The sequence below is a fragment of the Skermanella mucosa genome (assembly GCF_016765655.2).
GTDB classification, from domain to species: Bacteria; Pseudomonadota; Alphaproteobacteria; order Azospirillales; family Azospirillaceae; genus Skermanella; species Skermanella mucosa.
The window spans coordinates 2,826,495-2,843,493 of sequence record NZ_CP086106.1; the positions used below are offsets into that span (position 1 = coordinate 2,826,495).

Below are 16,999 nucleotides of genomic sequence, written 5' to 3' on the forward strand. Positions count from 1 at the left end.
TATCTAAATCACTGTCCGTCCCGTGCCGGGGCGGTGCTGGCGCGGTACAGCCGGTAGGTGATGCTGTCATGCAGCGCGTTGTAGGATGCGTCGATCACGTTGGCCGAGACGCCGACGGTCGTCCAGCGGGCGCCCCGCCCGTCGGTGCTCTCTATCATGACACGGGTCACCGCCTTGGTGCCGTCGTTGGGCGTCAGGATGCGGACCTTGTAGTCGACCAGCCGGAGTCCTGCCAACTCCGGATAGGCGGGAAGCAGCGCCTTGCGCAGCGCAATGTCCAGCGCGTTGACGGGGCCGTTGCCCTCCGCGACCGTCATCAGGGACTGGCTGCCGACATCCAGCTTGATGGTCGCCTCGGACAGGGTGATCAGTTCGTCCCGGGCGTTCCAGCGCCGCTCGTCGATGACCCGGAAGCTCTGGAGACGGAAGAAATCCGGCACCTCGCCCAGGGCGCGGCGGGCCAGCAACTCGAAGCTCGCCTCGGCGCCGTCATAGGCGTAGCCGTCATATTCCCGCCGCTTGACCAGATCCACCAGATCGGCGATGCGCTCGTCCCGCGGATCGATCTCGATGCCGATCTCGCGGAAACGGGCGAGCAGGTTCGACCGGCCGGCCTGGTCCGAGACGACGATGGTCCTGCGGTTACCGACGCTGGCAGGGTCCACGTGCTCGTAGCTCGTCGGGTCCTTCTCGACCGCCGAGACATGCAGGCCGCCCTTGTGGGCGAAGGCGCTTTCCCCGACATAGGGCGCGTGCCGGTTGGGCGCCCGGTTCAGCCTTTCGTCCAATCCGCGCGAGACCTGGGTGAGGCGGCGCAGGCCGTCGGCCGTAATGCCGGTCTCGAAGCCCATCTTCAGCATCAGCGTCGGGATCAGCGACACCAGGTTGGCGTTGCCGCAACGCTCTCCCAGCCCGTTCAGCGTCCCCTGGACCATGCGCGCGCCGGCGCGGATCGCCGTCAGGGAGTTGGCGACGGCGTTCTCCGTGTCATTATGGGTGTGAATGCCCAGGTTGCCGCCGGGAATGCGCTCCGCCACGGCGCGGACGATGCGCTCTACCTCGTCGGGGAGCGAGCCGCCGTTGGTGTCGCACAGCACGACCCAGCGGGCGCCGGCCTCATAGGCCGCCCTCAGGCATTCCAGCGCATAGTCCGGGTTGGCCTTGTAGCCGTCGAAGAAATGCTCGGCGTCGAACAGCGCCTCGCCCTTGCGCTCCCGGATCAGCCGGATGCTGTCGGAGATCAGTTCCAGGTTCTCCGCGCGCGGGATGTTCAGCGCCACGTCCACATGGAAGTCCCAGGTCTTGCCGACCATGCAGACCGCATCGCATTTCGCACCGACCAAGCCGGCCAGGCCGGGGTCGTTAGCCGCGCTCCGGCCGGGCCGGCGGGTCATGCCGAACGCGGTGAAGGTGGCGTTCCGCAACTCCGGCGGGTCGGCGAAGAAGGCGTCGTCGGTCGGGTTGGCGCCCGGCCATCCGCCCTCGACATAGTCGATCCCAAGCAGGTCCAGGTCCTGGGCGATGGCGGTCTTGTCCGCCACCGAGAAATCGACTCCCTGGGTCTGCGCGCCGTCCCGGAGGGTCGTGTCGTAGAGATAGATGCGCTCGCCCATGGTCACGCCCGCTTCCAGGTGGTCCCGCCGGGACCGTCCTCAAGGACGATGCCCTGGTCGGCTAGTTCCTTCCGGATCCGGTCGGCGGCCGCGAAGTCCTTCGACTTGCGGGCCTGCTTGCGCTGCTCGATCAACGCTTCGATGGCCGCGGCGTCCGGCCCGTCGGCATCGCCGCCGCGGAACCACTCCGTCGGGTCCTGCCCAAGCAGGCCCAGCGCGCCTCCGGCCCCCAGCAGCGCGCCCTTCAGGGCCGCGCGCTCCGCAGGGTCGGTCGCCTTGTTCAGGGCAGAGACGATGCCGTGGACGTGGCTGATCGCCAGCGGCGTGTTAAGATCGTCCTCCAGCGCCGCCATCACCTCGGCCGGCACGCCGTCCCCCGACGCGGGCACGTCCTCGACGGCGCGCAACGCCGTGTACCACCGGTCGAGGGTCGCCTTGGACTGTTTCAGCCCGTCCTTGGTGAAGTCGAGCGGCTGGCGGTAATGGGATCCTAGCAGGGTCAGGCGGATCGCCTCGCCGGGGAACTCGCCCAGCAGGTCGCGGACGGTGAAGAAGTTGCCCAGGCTCTTGGACATCTTCTCGCCTTCCACCGTCAGGAAGCCGTTATGGATCCAGTACCGCGCCAGCGGCGCGCCGCCATGGACGCAGACGGACTGCGCGATCTCGTTCTCATGGTGCGGAAAGATCAGGTCCAGTCCGCCGCCATGGATGTCGAAGGTTTCCCCCAGGTGCTCCTCCGCCATGGCGGAGCACTCGATGTGCCAGCCCGGCCGTCCCCGCCCCCAGGGGCTGTCCCAGCCCGGCACCTCCGGGGCGGAGGGCTTCCACAGCACGAAGTCGGCAGGGTCGCGCTTGTACGGCGCCACCTCGACGCGGGCGCCCGCGATCAGCTCGTCCCGGGACCGGCGCGACAGCCGGCCATAGTCCGCCATCGACGGCACGCTGAACAGCACGTGGCCTTCGGCCTCGTAGGCATTGCCGGCCGCGATCAGGCGCCCGATCATCCGGATCATCTGGGCGACATGGGTGGTCGCCCGCGGCTCGACGTCCGGCGGCAGGGCGTTCAAAGCGGCCATGTCCTTGTGATAGGCCTCGGTCGTGCGGGAGGTGACGCTGTCTATGTTCTCCCCGCTGTCGCGTGCCCGGTCGATGATCTTGTCGTCCACGTCGGTGATGTTCCGCACGTAGCGGACCTCGCCGTAGAGCCGGCGTAGCAGGCGGTACAGCACGTCGAACACGACGACCGGGCGCGCGTTGCCGATATGGGCGTAGTCATAGACCGTCGGGCCGCACACATAGAGGCCCACCTTGCCCGGCACCAGCGGCTCGAACCGTTCCTTCTGGCGGGTCAGCGTGTTGAAAAGATCCAGCGCCACCGGTTCTTCCTTAAAACAAATCGACTTCAGGCAACCCGGCCGGCGAGGCGCGCTTCCGCCCGCTCGCGACCGATGAGAGGTAACAAATTCTTCAGCTCCGGTCCATGGTCGCGGCCGGTGAGCGCCAAGCGCAACGGCATGAACAGGCCCTTGCCCTTGCGCCCGGTGGCCGACTTGACGGCGGAAGTCCAGGTGCTCCACGTCGTCTCGTCCCAAGGCTCCGCCGGCAGAAGCGCCGCTGCGGCGGAGGTGAATTCCGCGTCCTCGACAGTAGGCTCGATCGGCTCCCGCGCGACGTGCCACCACTCCGCCACGTCGGCAATCCGCGACAGGTTGGGCCGCACCGCTTCCCAGAACATGGCGTCGATCCCGCCGAAGCCCAGGGCTTGCAGCCGGCCGGCGACCGCCTCGAAAGGCGTCGCGTGGAGCACGCGGGCGTTCAGCCGGGCCAGCTCCTCCGGATCGAACTTGGGGGCGCCGCGGGCGACCTTGGCCATGTCGAATTCGGCCGCCAGCTCCGCCAGGCTCATGCGGGCCTCGATCGCGTCCGACGTGCCCAGCTTGGCGAGCAGGCTGTTGATCGCCATCGGCTCGATGCCCTGGTCGTCGCGCAGGCTGGCGACGCTGATGCTGCCCAGCCGCTTCGACAGGCCCGCCCCCGTCGCGTCGGTCAGCAGCGGCAGGTGGGCGAAGCCCGGCACCGGTCCGCCCAGCGCCTGCCAGAGCTGGACCTGCACCGCCGTGTTGGCGACGTGGTCCTCCCCCCGGATGACGTGGGTGATGCCCAGCTCGATGTCGTCTACGACGGACGACAGCGTGTAGAGCGTCCGTCCGTCCTCGCGGATCAGCACCGGATCGCTGAGGTCCCTTCCGTGGAAATGCTGCGGACCGCGAACCAGGTCGTCCCATTCCACCGGCTCGTGCTCCAGCAGGAATCGCCAGTGCGGCGTCCGCCCCTCGGCTTCCAGGCGCGCCCGGTCCGCGTCGGTCAGCCGCAGCGCCGCGCGGTCGTAGATCGGCGGCAGGCCGCGGCCGAGCAGGCTCTTGCGCTTGAGCGACAGTTCCTCGGCCGTCTCATAGCAGGGATAGAGGCGCCCGGCTCCCTTCAGCCGCTCGACCGCCGCCGCGTAGCGGTCCAGCCGGTCCGACTGCCTGGCGAACCGGTCCCATTCCAGCCCCAGCCAGCGGAGGTCGCGCTCTATCCCGGCGGCATATTCGACGGTCGACCGTTCGAGGTCGGTGTCGTCGAGGCGCAGCAGGAAGCTGCCCCCCTGGCTGCGGGCGAACAGCCAGTTCACCAGCGCCAGGCGGATGTTGCCGACATGGAGCTGACCGGTCGGGCTCGGCGCGAAACGGACGGCGACGCTCATGGATCTCTTCGGGCTTCGGGAACACAGGGCCGGCACCGATAGCACACCGGGGCTCCATGCGAAACGGCGGAAACCCGGTCCATCCCCTGCCCTACTCCACGTCCACCCGAAGCTTCATCTTGGGATGGATGCCGCAGAACACATGATAGGTGCCGGGCTCGGTGAAGGGCAGGCTGACATGCTCGCCCGGTTCCTGGTATCCGCTGTTGAAGTCCATGTTCTCTTCGAACACACGGATATTGTGCGCCCGGGTGTCCTGGTTCTGGATCGTCAGGACCTCGCCGGCCTTGACATGGACATGGCGGTGGCTGAAACGCTTGTCCTTCTGCACGATCGTCAGGGTATCGGAGGTTTCGGACTCCGGCGTCGAGGCGACGGCGAGGCTATCCGCCGCGGTCGCGGGATCGGGGCTGAGGCTGCGCAGGAAGGCGACAAGGTCGGCCTTTTCCCGGTCCGACAGGGCGTCGATCCTCGGCAGGTCGGGCGACAGGGTGTCCCGGCGGACGATGCCGCTGCGGTAATGCTCGACCACCCCTTCCAGCGTCCCGATGGAGCCGTCATGCATGTAGGGGGCGCGGTCGGCGACGTTCCGCAACGGCGGCGTCTTGAAGGCGTGGTTCAACTCCGGCAGACCCAGGATCGCGCCGCGGCCGAGGTCGTCGCCGGGCAGGCCGATGTCATGGAAGGCATGGTCGGTGAACTGCCAGCCGGAATGGCAGGAGGTACAACCCGCCGGACCGGTGAACACCTCGAAGCCGCGCTTCGCCTCCTCGCTGATTGCCCCGCCGTCCCCGCCGACCCAGCGGTCGAAGGGCGTGACGCCGGAAACCAGGGTTCGTTCGAACGTGGCCAGCGCCTTGGCGACGGTGACCGGCGTGATCCTCGGGTCCTCCGGGAAGGCTCGGGCGAACAGAGGCGGATACTCCGGGTCCGCTTCCAGCGTCCGAACCATGCCTTCCAGAGTCTGGTTCATCTCGCGCGGGTTCTGGACCGGGCCGAGCGCCTGTTCCTCCAGGCTGCCGGCGCGGCCGTCCCAGAAGAACAGCTCGCCCCAGGCCGCATCCTGGACCGAAGGCGTCCGGCGACCCAGGGGCGTCCCGTCCAGCCCCTGGTGGGCCGGCACCCCGTCCTGCCACCCGGAAACCGGCGCGTGGCAGGTGGCGCACGACCGGTCTCCCGCTCCGGACAGGCTGGCGTCGAAGAACAGCTTGCGGCCCAGTTCGGCCTTCGCCTCGGTGAAAGGATTGTCGTCCGGAAAGGGAACGGATTCGGGTCTGACATAGTCGGCCAGCACCGATGCCACCGCCGAATCGAGTTTCCGTTGCGCCAGGGCGGGCATGCCGCCCAGCAGGGTGCAAACCAGGCTGGCCATCAGGACGTGGAAAGGATTGACAGCGGAAAAGCGCATTCGATTCAGGGCCTCGGTACGGGCGGATTACCGTGGCCACGACACTACTGCAAATCACTCGCATTAGCGATGCGACGGAATGCACCCCTGCCAAGGGCGCGGCGCGTCAAAGGATCGACGTGAAGCCGTTGACGACCGGCAACCTGAAGCCCGTGCCGAAGCCGCGTCCGCTGATCCTGACTCCCGGGGGAAGCTGGCGGCGCTGGTGCTCCGCCTGGGCCACCAGGCGCCAGACCTGTTCCACCACCACCGGGTCGTGGTCGCGGTCCAGGATTTCAGCCAGGGTCAACTCCTGGTCCAAGAGGCAGCGCAGGATGTCGTCGAGGAGGTCTCCCGGGGGCAGCGCCCGCTCCCCTTCCCGACCGGTCCGCCATCCGAAGGCCGCCGTGTCGGTGATGACCCGTTCGGGCACCACGCGGCCCGCTGGCCCCTTGGCATCGTCGGGAACATTCCGGTTGCGCCAGTTGGCCAGCGCCACGACGGTGGTCCGGTAGACATCCTTCAGCACGGCGAAGCCGCCCCACAGGTCCCCATGCAGCATCGACCGTCCGACCGCCACGTCGGTCCGGGTGGCGGACGACAGGGCGAGCGCATCGAACTTCTCCGCCAGGGCCAGCAGGACGGCACCGCGCAGGCTTCCCCGAAGGTCGTCATCCGCCCTGTCTGGGTCGCGGCCGGCGAAGGCCGGGGCGAGCATGGCATCGGCCGCCCGCAACGCCGGCGCGATCGCGATCTCGTCGATCTTGCAGCCGAGCAGCTCCGCGAGTTCCGCACCGTCCTCAAGCGCTTCCCGGCCGGTGTCGGGGGACGGCAGCAGGATGCAATGGACCCGGTCCGCTCCCAGCGCATCGACGGCCAACGCTGCCGCCAGCGCGCTGTCGACGCCGTCGGTCAGGCCGACCAGCACCCCGTTCCGGCGGCTCTTCCGGACATGATCGCGCAGTCCCAGCATGAGCGCCTGATATGCGGCGGCCAGCCCGGACGGCGGGGCCGCCAGTTCGCCTTCTTGGCAGATCCAGCCATCGTCACCGCCGCGTTCCCATCGGGCGACCGTCAGGCTCTCCCGGAAAGCGGGCGCGTGGATCCGCAGGGCGCGGTCCGCGCCCAGGACGAAACTCGACCCGTCGAACACCAGTTCGTCATGCCCGCCGACCTGGTTCACGTACATCAGCGGCAAGCCGGTCTCGGCGACCCGGGCCACGGCGCGGTTGATCCTGCGGTCCTGGATATCCACGTCGACCGCATCGCCCCCGGCGACCACCAGGATTTCCGCTCCGCATTCGCCGAGCGCTTCGGCGACGTCCGCCGTCGCCATGTCATCGGCGATCATGACGCCCAGGCGAACACCCCGGAAATTGACCGGACCGGGAACCGGGCCGGCGGCAAACAGGTGCCGCTCGTCGAACGGCGTCCCGTCCGCCAGAACATGCTTGGTCCGGATGGTAGCCACCCGGCCCCCGTCCAGCAGCAGGGCGGCGTTGCAGACCTGCCCATCCACCCGCCAGGGGGCGCCGACCAGCACTCCCGGCCCGCCGTCTGCCGTTTCCTCGGCGAACTCCCGGACCGCCTGCTCGACCGCGTCCAGGAAAAAGGACTTCAGGACGAGCTGCTCGACCGGCTGCCCCGAGACTCCCATGGCGGCGCAGACGACCAGGTCGGCCCCACGGGCGGCCGCCTCCGCCCGGGCCGTGCGGATCCGGTCGATGTTCTGGTCGATGGCGCCCGTGGTCGGGTTCAGCTGGGCCAGGGCGATGGCGAGGCGGTCGGTCATGGCGATGCCGGCATCAGGAAGGATCGATCGGGCAATCTACCAAGACGGTCCGCCTGCTCAAAGCGGCAAGGCGGGACCGTCGGTCATGCCGCCATCTGGCCCGACCGCAGCAGGCCCGCCAGTTCGACCGGCGTCAGCGTCCGCTCGAACTTCAGGTGGGTGATGTCGCTCTCGGTCGAGAGGATCTGCCCCCGGATCGCGGCCTCAAGTCCGGGAAGGACAAGCTCGACCATCCCGCCGGCCGAACCCGTGATGGTCCCGACGAGTCCGACGCCGCCCGCCGACAGGTCGACCAGCCCGACCTGCCTCCTGGCACCGCCGACGGAAACCGTCGCCGAGAAATCGACGGCGTGCCGTCGGTGTCTCCGGCGGTCGAATACCTCGTGGGTCCTCATCGTGCTCATCAGCCGATCGATCTCGTTCTGGAGGTGACCGACATGCTGGGTCATGGTGCCGGTTTCGGACCGCACCTCGTGCATCAACTCCGACGCCTCGCCGGTGTCATGGGCCACTTCGGTGATGCTGGCGGCGACCTGCCGCGTCCCGGCGGCGGCTTCCATGACGCTGCGGCTGATCTCACCCGTCGAGGCGGTCTGCTGCTCGATTGCGGCGGCGATGCCGGCGGAGATCGCCTCCACCTCGTGGATCACGCCGACGATGCTCTGGATGCCCGACACCGCCTTCTCGGTCTCGGCCTGGATGCGCGCGATCTGGGCGGAGATCTGCTCGGTCGCGCGCGCGGTCTGCGATGCCAGCGCCTTCACCTCGTTGGCGACCACCGCGAAGCCCTTCCCGGCCTCCCCCGCGCGTGCCGCCTCGATCGTGGCGTTGAGGGCCAGGAGGTTGGTCTGGCCGGCGATCTCGTTGATCACCCGGACGATCTGCCCGATCTCCCCCGCGGCGGTCGCCAGCCCCTGCACCGAGAGGTTCGCGGATCCCGCCTGATCGACCGCCTGCCGGGTGACGGTGCGCGAAACGCTGACCTGCCGGCTGATCTCCGATACCGAGGCGGAGAGCTGCTCGCCCGCTGCGGCCACGGTCTCGAAGCTGGCGGTGGCCTGCTCGGCCGCAGACGCCACGGCGGTCGCGTTGCCGGCCACGCGGTCGATCGCGGCAGACGTCTGCGTCGCGATGTTGGAAACATGGCCGCCGCGCTCGGCGACCTGGGACACGACCGAATGGACTTCCCGCTCCAGCGTGTCGGCAAGGTGCCACAGCTCCTTCTGCCGGTTCTGGTCGCCGCTCTCGATATAGCAGGAGATCGCCAAGTCCATGTCCAGGAATACCGTCTGGACGATCGCCCGGAGCACCCGCCTCAGCTGGGCCGGCTGCCAGCGGTAGCGGCTGACCGCCGCGTCCATCAGGTCGCCCATCGCCAGGGAATAGCCGCCGATGTACCAGCGCGGCTCGAGGCCGATACGCTGGTGCGTGGAGCCGATCTGGACGGTCCGATCCAGTTGGGCATCGTCGAAGGTCCCTGCGAACAGATTCGTCCAGTGACGGCGCTGCGCCTCCTTGAGGCGGTCGATCGAAACGCCGGCTAGCATGACCCGCATCTCGGCGTCGGTGGCGAGATGCTCATAGAACCTGTCCAAGGTCTTCGGCAGGGTCGCGTCGAGGGTCGGAGCGAAGTTCCGCAAGGCCGATCGCGTTTCGTCATTGATTCCGAGGAATCCGAGCCTTGCTTCGCGATCCAGATCGTTGGACATCCTGCCTCCGGGGTTCCAGCACGCCACCATAGAACGCCCAGTATTATGACTAAAGGCTTATCAAACCCTTCCACCAGTTTCCAAACGATCATCCGGATTGCAGGCCGGTGGGGCGTCAGGCCGGCCGCGGCAAGGTGAAAGCCGGCCCACAGCGAAATACCGGCCTCAAGGCCATTGACGGATAGGCGGTTCAGCTACGACTGCTGCCGAGGGAGCAGGCGGTAATTGCCTTAAACGGATAAATAATATTTTTGCATAAGAACTGTTCTGCCGCGTCGTAAGAAAAATTAAGTGGGACTGGTGAATAAGTAGCGTATGACACCAGGAGAAGAACGAAAACATACTCACTCGAAACAGGTTATTACTAGCAGGAATTCCAAATCCCGGCGTCCTCGAAACAAATCTGTAACTCAAAATTCATATTTCCAGGACAGGCTTGGTCGTAATGGGCGCCGGTACGGCCGCCGTGCATTTTCTCATTCCGAGAGGGTAACGTGAACAGAATGCTCTCACGTTTCAGCCTGAAGATACAGATCGGCCTTATCGGGGCGGTCGGGGCTGTGGCCCTGGTTCTGCTGGCCGGCTTCCAGGCCTACGAGCGGACGCGCGAGAACAGCTTCGCGTCCCAGGCACAGTCGGCATCCACCCTGAATGACAGGATAGTGGCGCTCCAGCTGGCGCTTCTCGATGCCCGGCGGGCCGAGAAGGACTTCCTGCTGCGCAGCGAGGAGAAGTATGCGACACGCAACGCAGCCACGGTGGCGCGGGCGAACAGCCTGATAGCCGATGCCATCGCCCATCCCGCGTCGGGTGAGATCGCGGGGCGCCTCGACCGGATCAGGGCCGAAATGTCCTCGTACAGCAACAGCTTCTCGGCGGTCGCGGCGACGCGTATCCGCATCGGCCTGAAGGAGACCGAGGGTCTCCTGGGCTCCCTGCGGTCCTCGGTCAGGGCGGTGGAGAGCACGCTGAAGGACAGGGACCAGCCGCGGCTCACGATCGCCATGCTGATGATGCGCCGGCACGAGAAGGACTTCCTGGCCCGGATCGATTCGAAGTACGTCGAGGAGATGAAGACGCGGCAGGCCGAGTTCACGGCTGAACTTGCCACCTCGACCCTGCCCGGCGACGTCGCGGCGGAGATCACGGGCAAGATGGCCGCCTATCAGCGCGACTTCCTCGCCCTGGCGGAAGCCACGCTCGGCCTGGGCGACCAGTTGAAGGAACTGTCCGAGGCCTACGCCCGCATGGAACCGATCCTCGCCGAGGCCTCCGCAATCCAGGAGACGGCGAGGGCGGAGGCGCTGGCCGGAAGCGAGAAGGTCGGCCGGGAAGCGGAGCGGCTGGGCTGGATCGCGCTGGCGGGCATCGTCACGGCCATGCTGGTGCTGAGCTTCATGATCTCGCGCGGCGTCACGGCTCCCCTGCTCGCGCTCGGAGACGTCATGCGGAGGCAGGCGGAGGGCGACCTGGATGCGGCCGTTCCCGGCATGGATCGCCGCGACGAGGTGGGCGAGATGGCTCGAAGCGTCGAGGTGTTCCGCGCCAACGGCCTGGAGATGCGCCGCCTGGCGGCGGAGCGGCGGCAGGCGGAGGCCAGGGCCGCGGAAGAGCGCCGGGCAGCGCTGCTTCAGGTAGCCGACGGGTTCGAAAGCCAGGTCAAGGGGATCGTCGAAGCGGTGGCTGCCGCCGCGATGCAGGTGGAATCGGCGGCGCAGACCGTCGCGTCCTCGTCCGAGCAGACGCGGCAGCAATCCACCGCGATCTCCGGCGCCTCCGAGGAGGCATCGCGGAACGTCAACATGATCGCCGGCGCATCCGAGGAACTCAGCTCCTCCATCCAGGAGATCGGCCGGCAGGTCGCCCTGTCCGGTGAAATCACCGCGGCGGCCGTGAGGGAGGCCGACGACGCCAACCGCACGGTGGAGGGACTGTCGAACTCGGTACAGTCGATCGGCGACGTGGTCCAACTGATCAACGACATCGCCAGCCAGACCAACCTCCTGGCCCTGAACGCCACGATCGAGGCGGCACGCGCCGGAGAAGCCGGCAAGGGTTTCGCCATCGTCGCGTCCGAGGTCAAGAACCTCGCCGCCCAGACGGCCAGGGCGACCGAGGAAATCCAGGCCAAGGTTTCGGAAATCCAGGGGTCCGCGGGCTTCGCGGTGTCGGGCATCAGGGGGATCGGCGCCACCGTGGTGCGGATCAACGAGATTTCCACAACGGTCGCTTCGGCCGTGGAGGAGCAGAGTGCCGCGACCAGCGAGATCGCCGGCAACGTCCAGCAGGCCGCGGTCGGCACGCACGAAGTCTCGCGCAACGTGGCCGGCATGATGACAGCCGCCACGGAAGCGGGATCGGCATCGGGCAAGCTGCTCGACGCGGCGCGCGGGCTGGCGCGCGACACCGACCGGATGCGGCGCGAGGTGGGTGCGTTCCTGGACCGCGTCAGGGCGGGCTGAGAGCGGGGGCCGCTATTTCCGGAACAGGAACTCGCGGCCCACCTTGACCCGCTTCTCGCCGTCATACTCGATGATGTCGGCGGTCGCGTAGGTCTCGGTCCAGCGTTCGGGCAGGTAGCTGCCGGTCCCGATCACGTCGATCGGCGCCTGGGCTTCCGCCATGATGCGGCATTTGGCCGGGCTGAAGCCGCTGCTTGCGACGATCTTGACCTTGTCGAAGCCTGCGGCGTCCAGCGCGTCCCGCAAGTGGAAGATGGCGGCGGCCGACACGCCGGTGCCGATCAGGTAACGGAGCTGGGTCTCGTCCCGGTAGCCGCGGATCGCGGCCGGGACGTGCCGCTCCAGCACCGCGTAGGAGCCCGGCGGGTCCAAGCCCTCGATGAATCGGCCGCCCGGCGTGTCGATGCGCATGCTCAGCCGGCCCTCGTCGGCCAGATGCGGCAACCGCCGGCAGACCTCCAGGCTGTCGGTGACCTCCCGGCCGAAATAGTCCACCAGGACCGTCAGGTTCTGGTCGGGGAAGGTCTCGTGGAACATCTCGGCCGCCCGCACGGTCGACCCGGCATAGCCGATCAGGGCGTGCGGCATGGTCCCCATGCCGGCGGAACGGCCGAAATAATGGGCCGTCGCGTCGGTGGCGTTGCCGACGAAGCCGACGGCGCCGACCTTCCGCTTGGCGCGGGCCGAGCCGACGCTGGCCGCATAGGCCATTATCTCCGCCATCTCGGTGCCGGCGCAGTGCCGGGCGTCCATGGCGAGGAACGCCACCTTGGGAAGGTCGGCGCACATGGTGAAGGCGTTGTAGGCGGCGACGCAGGCAGGCCCCAGCTTCATCAGCAGCAGGGTTTCCAGGTCGACCAGATGATAGAGCGGGCCGGTGATGTACATGATCGGCTCGCCGGCGCCGATCCAGCGGCCCTCGGTATGGAGCAGGTCCACCTCGACCTCGAACCCGCGTTCGCGGGCGACCCCCTGGAGCCAATCCACCGCCAGCCGAGGCGCCGAGACGACGGGCCGCCGCATGAAGATCGCGTAGGTGACCCGCTTGTCGCCGAACCGGCCGACCGTGTCCTTGGTGCGCAGGAAATAGGTATCGGTCCACCGGGCGATGTCGGATACCGACGGCCAGGGGGCTTGCAGGTTGCGGTCGTTGTCTCGACTGTCCAAGATTCTTTTGCTCTGGCTGGTCCCGGAGCGGCGGGGGGCCGCTCCGGGATTTGTTTTCGCGTCACTCCGCCGCGGCGATCCGGCGCTCCCGGTCCTGCTGCTGACGGCTCCGCTTCAGACCTTCGGCGATAAGGAACGCCAGTTCAAGGGCTTGGCTGGCATTCAGGCGCGGGTCGCAGTGGGTATGGTAGCGCTTGGCGAGGGCATGGTCGGTGATCGCCTGGGCGCCGCCCGTGCATTCCGTCACGTCCTGGCCGGTCAGTTCGAAATGGACGCCGCCGGGATGGGTCCCCTCCGCCTGGTGGACGGAGAAGAAGTCCTTTACCTCCGACAGGATGCGGTCGAACGGCCGCGTCTTGTAGCCGGTGGACGACTTGATCGTGTTGCCGTGCATGGGATCGCACGCCCACACGACTACCCGCCCCTCGCGCTGGACCTTGCGGATCAGGGCCGGCAGCTTGTCCTGGACCTTCTCGTGGCCCATGCGCGCGATCAGCGTCAGGCGTCCCGGCTCGTTCGCCGGGTTCAGGATGTCGATCAGGCGGATCAGTTCGTCCGGGTCGCTGGTCGGGCCGCATTTCAGGCCGATCGGATTCTTGACGCCGCGCAGGAACTCCACATGGGCATGGTCTGGCTGGCGGGTGCGGTCGCCGATCCACAGCATATGGGCCGACACGTCGTACCAGTCGCCCGTGGTGCTGTCGACGCGGGTCAGCGCCTCCTCGTAGGGGAGAAGCAGCGCCTCGTGGCTGGTGAAGAAGTCGGTCTCGCGCAGCTGGGGCGTCGTCTCCGCGGTGATGCCGCAGGCCGCCATGAAGTTCAGCGTCTCGTCCAGCCGGTCGGCCAGGTCGCGGTAGCGCTCGCCGGCCGGGCTGCGCTCCACGAAGCCCAGGTTCCACTGGTGGACCTTGTGCAAGTCGGCATAGCCGCCCTGGGCGAAGGCGCGCAGCAGGTTGAGCGTCGCGGCCGCCTGGTTGTAGGCCTGCACCATGCGGTCGGGATCGGGCTCCCGCGAGGCCGCGTCGAAGTCGAACCCGTTGATGATGTCGCCGCGGTAGCTCGGCAGCTCGGTGCCGTCGATGGTCTCGGTGTCGGTCGAGCGGGGCTTGGCGAACTGCCCCGCCATGCGCCCGACCTTCACAACCGGCGTGGCGCCGCCGAAGGTCAGCACCACCGCCATCTGGAGCAGGACCCGGAAGGTGTCGCGGATGTTGTTGGGATGGAACTCTGCGAAGCTTTCGGCGCAGTCGCCGCCCTGGAGCAGAAAACCGTTGCCGTGGGCCACGTCCGCCAGGGCCGCCTTGAGACGCCGCGCTTCGCCGGCGAAGACCAGCGGCGGATAGTTCGACAGACGCTGCTCGGCCGCGGCCAGCTTATCCTGGTCGGCATAAAAAGGCATCTGCTTGACGGGCTTCGAGCGCCAGGTGTTCGGGGTCCAGCGTTCGGCCATGGCACCATCCTCCACGTTGACCGGCGCAATCACCATAGCACCGGTCGTATTTTCGATATTCCAAGGAAACTGGCTATACTTCCTTAAGCGATTCATTTCCAGAGCTAAAGAATCCGCCGCGACTCGGAGGTGCCGCCGCACCGGCCGCGGCGGTCCCGGCCCCCTACTCCGCCGCCTCGCTGCGGACCGGGTCGGGCACCTTCTCGCGCATGGTGACGAATTCCTCGGCTGCGGACGGATGCAGGCCGATGGTGCGGTCGAACTGCCGCTTGGTGGCTCCGCAGTTCATGGCGATCGCGAGCCCCTGGACGATCTCCGGCGCGTCGGGTCCGAGCATGTGCGCGCCCATGACCCGGTCGCTCCGGCGGTCCACCACAAGCTTCATGAGCGTCCGTTCGTCACGACCGCTCAGCGTGTTCTTCATGGGCCGGAAACCGCTCTTGTAGATGTCGATCTCGCCGCAGATCTGCCGGGCCTGGGCCTCGGACAGGCCGACGGTCCCGATCGGCGGGCTGCTGAACACGGCCGTCGGGATGTTGGAGTAATCGACCTCCATCGGGTTGTCGTTGTACATGGTCTCGACGAAGGCGCGCCCTTCGGCGATGGCGACCGGTGTCAACGCTACCCGGTTGGTCACGTCGCCGACCGCGTAGATGTTGTCGATGTTGGTGCGCGACCAGGAGTCGACCTTGACGCCGCCCTTGTCGTCCCGCTCGATCCCGACCTCTTCCAGGCCCAGGCTGCGGGTATTGGGAACCCGGCCCGTCGCGGCGAACACCAGCTCCGTCTCCATCCGCTCGCCGTCGCGCGCGACGACGCAATAGCCGTTGTCGAGCTTTTCCAGCCGGTCGAGCTTGACGCCGGTCCGGATCGTGATCCCGCGTTTGCGCATCTCAACCGCGAGCGCTTGGCGGATATCGTCGTCGAACCCGTTCAGCAGGTCGCCGCTGCGGATCATCATGGTGATGTCGACGCCGAGCGCATTGAAGATGCAGGCGAACTCGACGGCGATGTAGCCGCCGCCGATGATCGCCATGCGCGAGGGCAGCCGCTTCAGGTCCAGCGCCTCGTTCGAGCTGATGGCGTGTTCGAAGCCCGGCAGGTTCGGTCCGACCGGATGCCCGCCGGTCGCGATCAGGATGGTGCGCGCGGTGTAGCGCCGCCCGGCCACTTCGACGGTATGGCGGTCGATCAGCCGGCCGAAGCCTTCGATCAGGGTCACCCCCGCCTTTTCCAGCATTCCGATATAGATGCGGTTCAGCCGGTCGATCTCCCGGTCCTTGGCCTCCAGCAGCTTCGACCAGTCGAAATCCGGAACGGTGGCGTCCCACCCGTAACCGACGGCGTCCTCGAAGGCGTCGCGGAACTGTCCGCCGTACATCAGCAGCTTCTTGGGCACGCAACCGCGGATGACGCAGGTTCCGCCGACCTTGCTGCCCTCGCAGATCGCGACGCGGGCGCCGTGGGAAGCGGCGCGACGGCTGGCGGCGACGCCGCCCGATCCGGCGCCGATGGTGAACAGGTCGTAGTCGTAGGACGCCATCGTCTCATTCCTCTGATGCGGACACAGCACTGCGGATACCGGCTCCGGCAATGCATAGCCTAACGCAAATGGCCCCGGAAGGCTCGAACCGGAACCCCGTCACGGCTTTTCAGGCGCGTTGCGGCAATCCTGGAGCCACGGCACAGGGGCAGAACGCGTGTCGAGAGGTGATTGCGAAAAGCCGGTGTGGGCGGACCTGCGGAATTGCAAACTCCAACCCGGAATGCTTGCATTCTGGTCAACCGAGTTCGGCTTTGAAAACGCACCGCTCTAAGTTGACGGCTGACGATCGGGATGACGTCCGCGCCACGTGCCAATACCCTTACCCGACAGCGGTTGGTCCGACTGCAAGAGGTGTTCGACGCGAACCGGTCCGGCATGGGGAGTCCCTTGCCGCGGCTGCCGACAAGGGTTGCCAAGGTTCGGAAACTATGGCCTGGCGGATTTTTCCGTCAGGCCTCTTCGCCGACCCGCTCGAATTGCTCCGGGTCAAGCAGGGCGGCGATCGCCAAGGTTTTCAGCGTCTTGGGATCGTCGGCCCGCTTCATCTGGGCGTGGGTCGCCCCCATGACGTCCTTGCGGACGGCGACGATTTCCCACACGCTGCCCCCGGGACCAAGCCTGCGGTAACGCTGGCCTTCCGCTATATCACGTTTCCTTCGCCGCATTGGCATTCTCCAGAACCTGTGACCATTCCAACCAAGCCGGCACCGGGAGATGATTAAACCAGTGGCGGTACCCTTGCGAGAGTTTCCGCATACCCCACATCGCAGGTTTGGGTTTTGTGACGGAAACGCAACAGCGATCCGCCGCTTATCGAATGTCGTATGCCTGAAGAAGGTCAGTCACAAAAGGAACAGATGCCTCATCTTGACCGTTACATGGACATGAAAACCGATCTCGACATTCTTCTGGTAGCGACTCGCCTGGTCGAAGAACTGGGTGACGACTCCGTGCGGCTGGCCAAGGTCAAGCTGGTCGAACTTATCGCCGCGAATAATCTCCGCGCCGCCGCCTTCTGGCGTGACGTCCTGCGTCTCTGCGAGGAGCATGTCGGCATCAAGCCGGCTGAAGTCCTGCAGAACCGGCCCCCGGCCCCGGAACAGGCCAAGCTCGCGGCGCACTGAGGC

General features: G+C 67.1%; 12 protein-coding genes. 2 read left to right on the forward strand and 10 right to left on the reverse strand.

From position 1 onward, the window contains the following. Positions 1 to 8: 8 nt before the first annotated feature. From cimA to JL100_RS12925, 6 genes are all read right to left on the reverse strand, one after another. Positions 9 to 1,613, reverse strand: a complete 1,605-nt coding sequence (cimA, locus tag JL100_RS12900; protein WP_202679869.1) for a citramalate synthase — start codon at positions 1,611 to 1,613, stop codon at positions 9 to 11. Positions 1,614 to 1,615: 2 nt separating this feature from the next. Continuing rightward, positions 1,616 to 2,989 (reverse strand): cysteine--tRNA ligase, encoded by a 1,374-nt coding sequence (cysS, locus tag JL100_RS12905; protein WP_202679472.1) that lies wholly within the window; start codon positions 2,987 to 2,989, stop codon positions 1,616 to 1,618. A 26-nt stretch (positions 2,990 to 3,015) separates the two neighbouring features. Further along, a complete protein-coding gene (gene gltX / locus JL100_RS12910; RefSeq protein ID WP_202679471.1) occupies positions 3,016 to 4,359 on the reverse strand; it encodes a glutamate--tRNA ligase in 1,344 nt (447 codons plus the stop codon). A 91-nt stretch (positions 4,360 to 4,450) separates the two neighbouring features. Next, a complete protein-coding gene (locus JL100_RS12915; protein WP_202679470.1) occupies positions 4,451 to 5,767 on the reverse strand; it encodes a cytochrome c peroxidase in 1,317 nt (438 codons plus the stop codon). Positions 5,768 to 5,873: 106 nt separating this feature from the next. Next, the gene (locus JL100_RS12920) at positions 5,874 to 7,538 is read right to left on the reverse strand and encodes an NAD+ synthase (protein WP_202679469.1); all 1,665 of its coding nucleotides are present in this window, start codon (positions 7,536 to 7,538) and stop codon (positions 5,874 to 5,876) included. An 83-nt stretch (positions 7,539 to 7,621) separates the two neighbouring features. Further along, positions 7,622 to 9,247, reverse strand: coding sequence for a protoglobin domain-containing protein (locus JL100_RS12925; protein ID WP_202679468.1), 1,626 nt, complete (start codon positions 9,245 to 9,247; stop codon positions 7,622 to 7,624). Between the two features lie 503 nt (positions 9,248 to 9,750). Here JL100_RS12925 and JL100_RS12930 point away from each other — a divergent pair. Beyond that, complete coding sequence (locus JL100_RS12930; RefSeq protein WP_228421229.1) at positions 9,751 to 11,709, forward strand: methyl-accepting chemotaxis protein; 1,959 nt, start codon at positions 9,751 to 9,753, stop codon at positions 11,707 to 11,709. Positions 11,710 to 11,721: 12 nt separating this feature from the next. Here the strand turns inward: JL100_RS12930 and JL100_RS12935 are convergent, their stop codons facing one another. From JL100_RS12935 to JL100_RS12950, 4 genes are all read right to left on the reverse strand, one after another. Continuing rightward, the gene (locus tag JL100_RS12935; protein ID WP_228421230.1) at positions 11,722 to 12,876 is read right to left on the reverse strand and encodes a nicotinate phosphoribosyltransferase; all 1,155 of its coding nucleotides are present in this window, start codon (positions 12,874 to 12,876) and stop codon (positions 11,722 to 11,724) included. Between the two features lie 61 nt (positions 12,877 to 12,937). Further along, on the reverse strand, positions 12,938 to 14,326 hold the full coding sequence (locus JL100_RS12940; protein WP_202679466.1) for a class II 3-deoxy-7-phosphoheptulonate synthase: 1,389 nt from the start codon (positions 14,324 to 14,326) through the stop codon (positions 12,938 to 12,940). A 163-nt stretch (positions 14,327 to 14,489) separates the two neighbouring features. Beyond that, positions 14,490 to 15,869 (reverse strand): glutathione-disulfide reductase, encoded by a 1,380-nt coding sequence (gene gor, locus JL100_RS12945; protein WP_202679465.1) that lies wholly within the window; start codon positions 15,867 to 15,869, stop codon positions 14,490 to 14,492. Positions 15,870 to 16,321: 452 nt separating this feature from the next. Then, a complete protein-coding gene (locus JL100_RS12950; RefSeq protein WP_202679464.1) occupies positions 16,322 to 16,537 on the reverse strand; it encodes a hypothetical protein in 216 nt (71 codons plus the stop codon). A gap of 159 nt (positions 16,538 to 16,696) precedes the next feature. Here JL100_RS12950 and JL100_RS12955 point away from each other — a divergent pair, with 159 nt between their 5' ends. Beyond that, on the forward strand, positions 16,697 to 16,996 hold the full coding sequence (locus tag JL100_RS12955) for a hypothetical protein (protein WP_202679463.1): 300 nt from the start codon (positions 16,697 to 16,699) through the stop codon (positions 16,994 to 16,996). Positions 16,997 to 16,999: the final 3 nt, after the last annotated feature.

Coding starts and splice junctions, on each gene's coding strand:
- cimA (WP_202679869.1), bottom strand. CDS start 1,613: ATGGGCGAGCGCATCTATCTCTACGACACGACCCTCCGGGACGGCGCG.
- gltX (WP_202679471.1), bottom strand. CDS start 4,359: ATGAGCGTCGCCGTCCGTTTCGCGCCGAGCCCGACCGGTCAGCTCCAT.
- JL100_RS12915 (WP_202679470.1), bottom strand. CDS start 5,767: ATGCGCTTTTCCGCTGTCAATCCTTTCCACGTCCTGATGGCCAGCCTG.
- JL100_RS12920 (WP_202679469.1), bottom strand. CDS start 7,538: ATGACCGACCGCCTCGCCATCGCCCTGGCCCAGCTGAACCCGACCACG.
- JL100_RS12925 (WP_202679468.1), bottom strand. CDS start 9,247: ATGTCCAACGATCTGGATCGCGAAGCAAGGCTCGGATTCCTCGGAATC.
- JL100_RS12930 (WP_228421229.1), top strand. CDS start 9,751: ATGCTCTCACGTTTCAGCCTGAAGATACAGATCGGCCTTATCGGGGCG.
- JL100_RS12940 (WP_202679466.1), bottom strand. CDS start 14,326: ATGGCCGAACGCTGGACCCCGAACACCTGGCGCTCGAAGCCCGTCAAG.
- gor (WP_202679465.1), bottom strand. CDS start 15,869: ATGGCGTCCTACGACTACGACCTGTTCACCATCGGCGCCGGATCGGGC.
- JL100_RS12950 (WP_202679464.1), bottom strand. CDS start 16,537: ATGCGGCGAAGGAAACGTGATATAGCGGAAGGCCAGCGTTACCGCAGG.
- JL100_RS12955 (WP_202679463.1), top strand. CDS start 16,697: ATGCCTGAAGAAGGTCAGTCACAAAAGGAACAGATGCCTCATCTTGAC.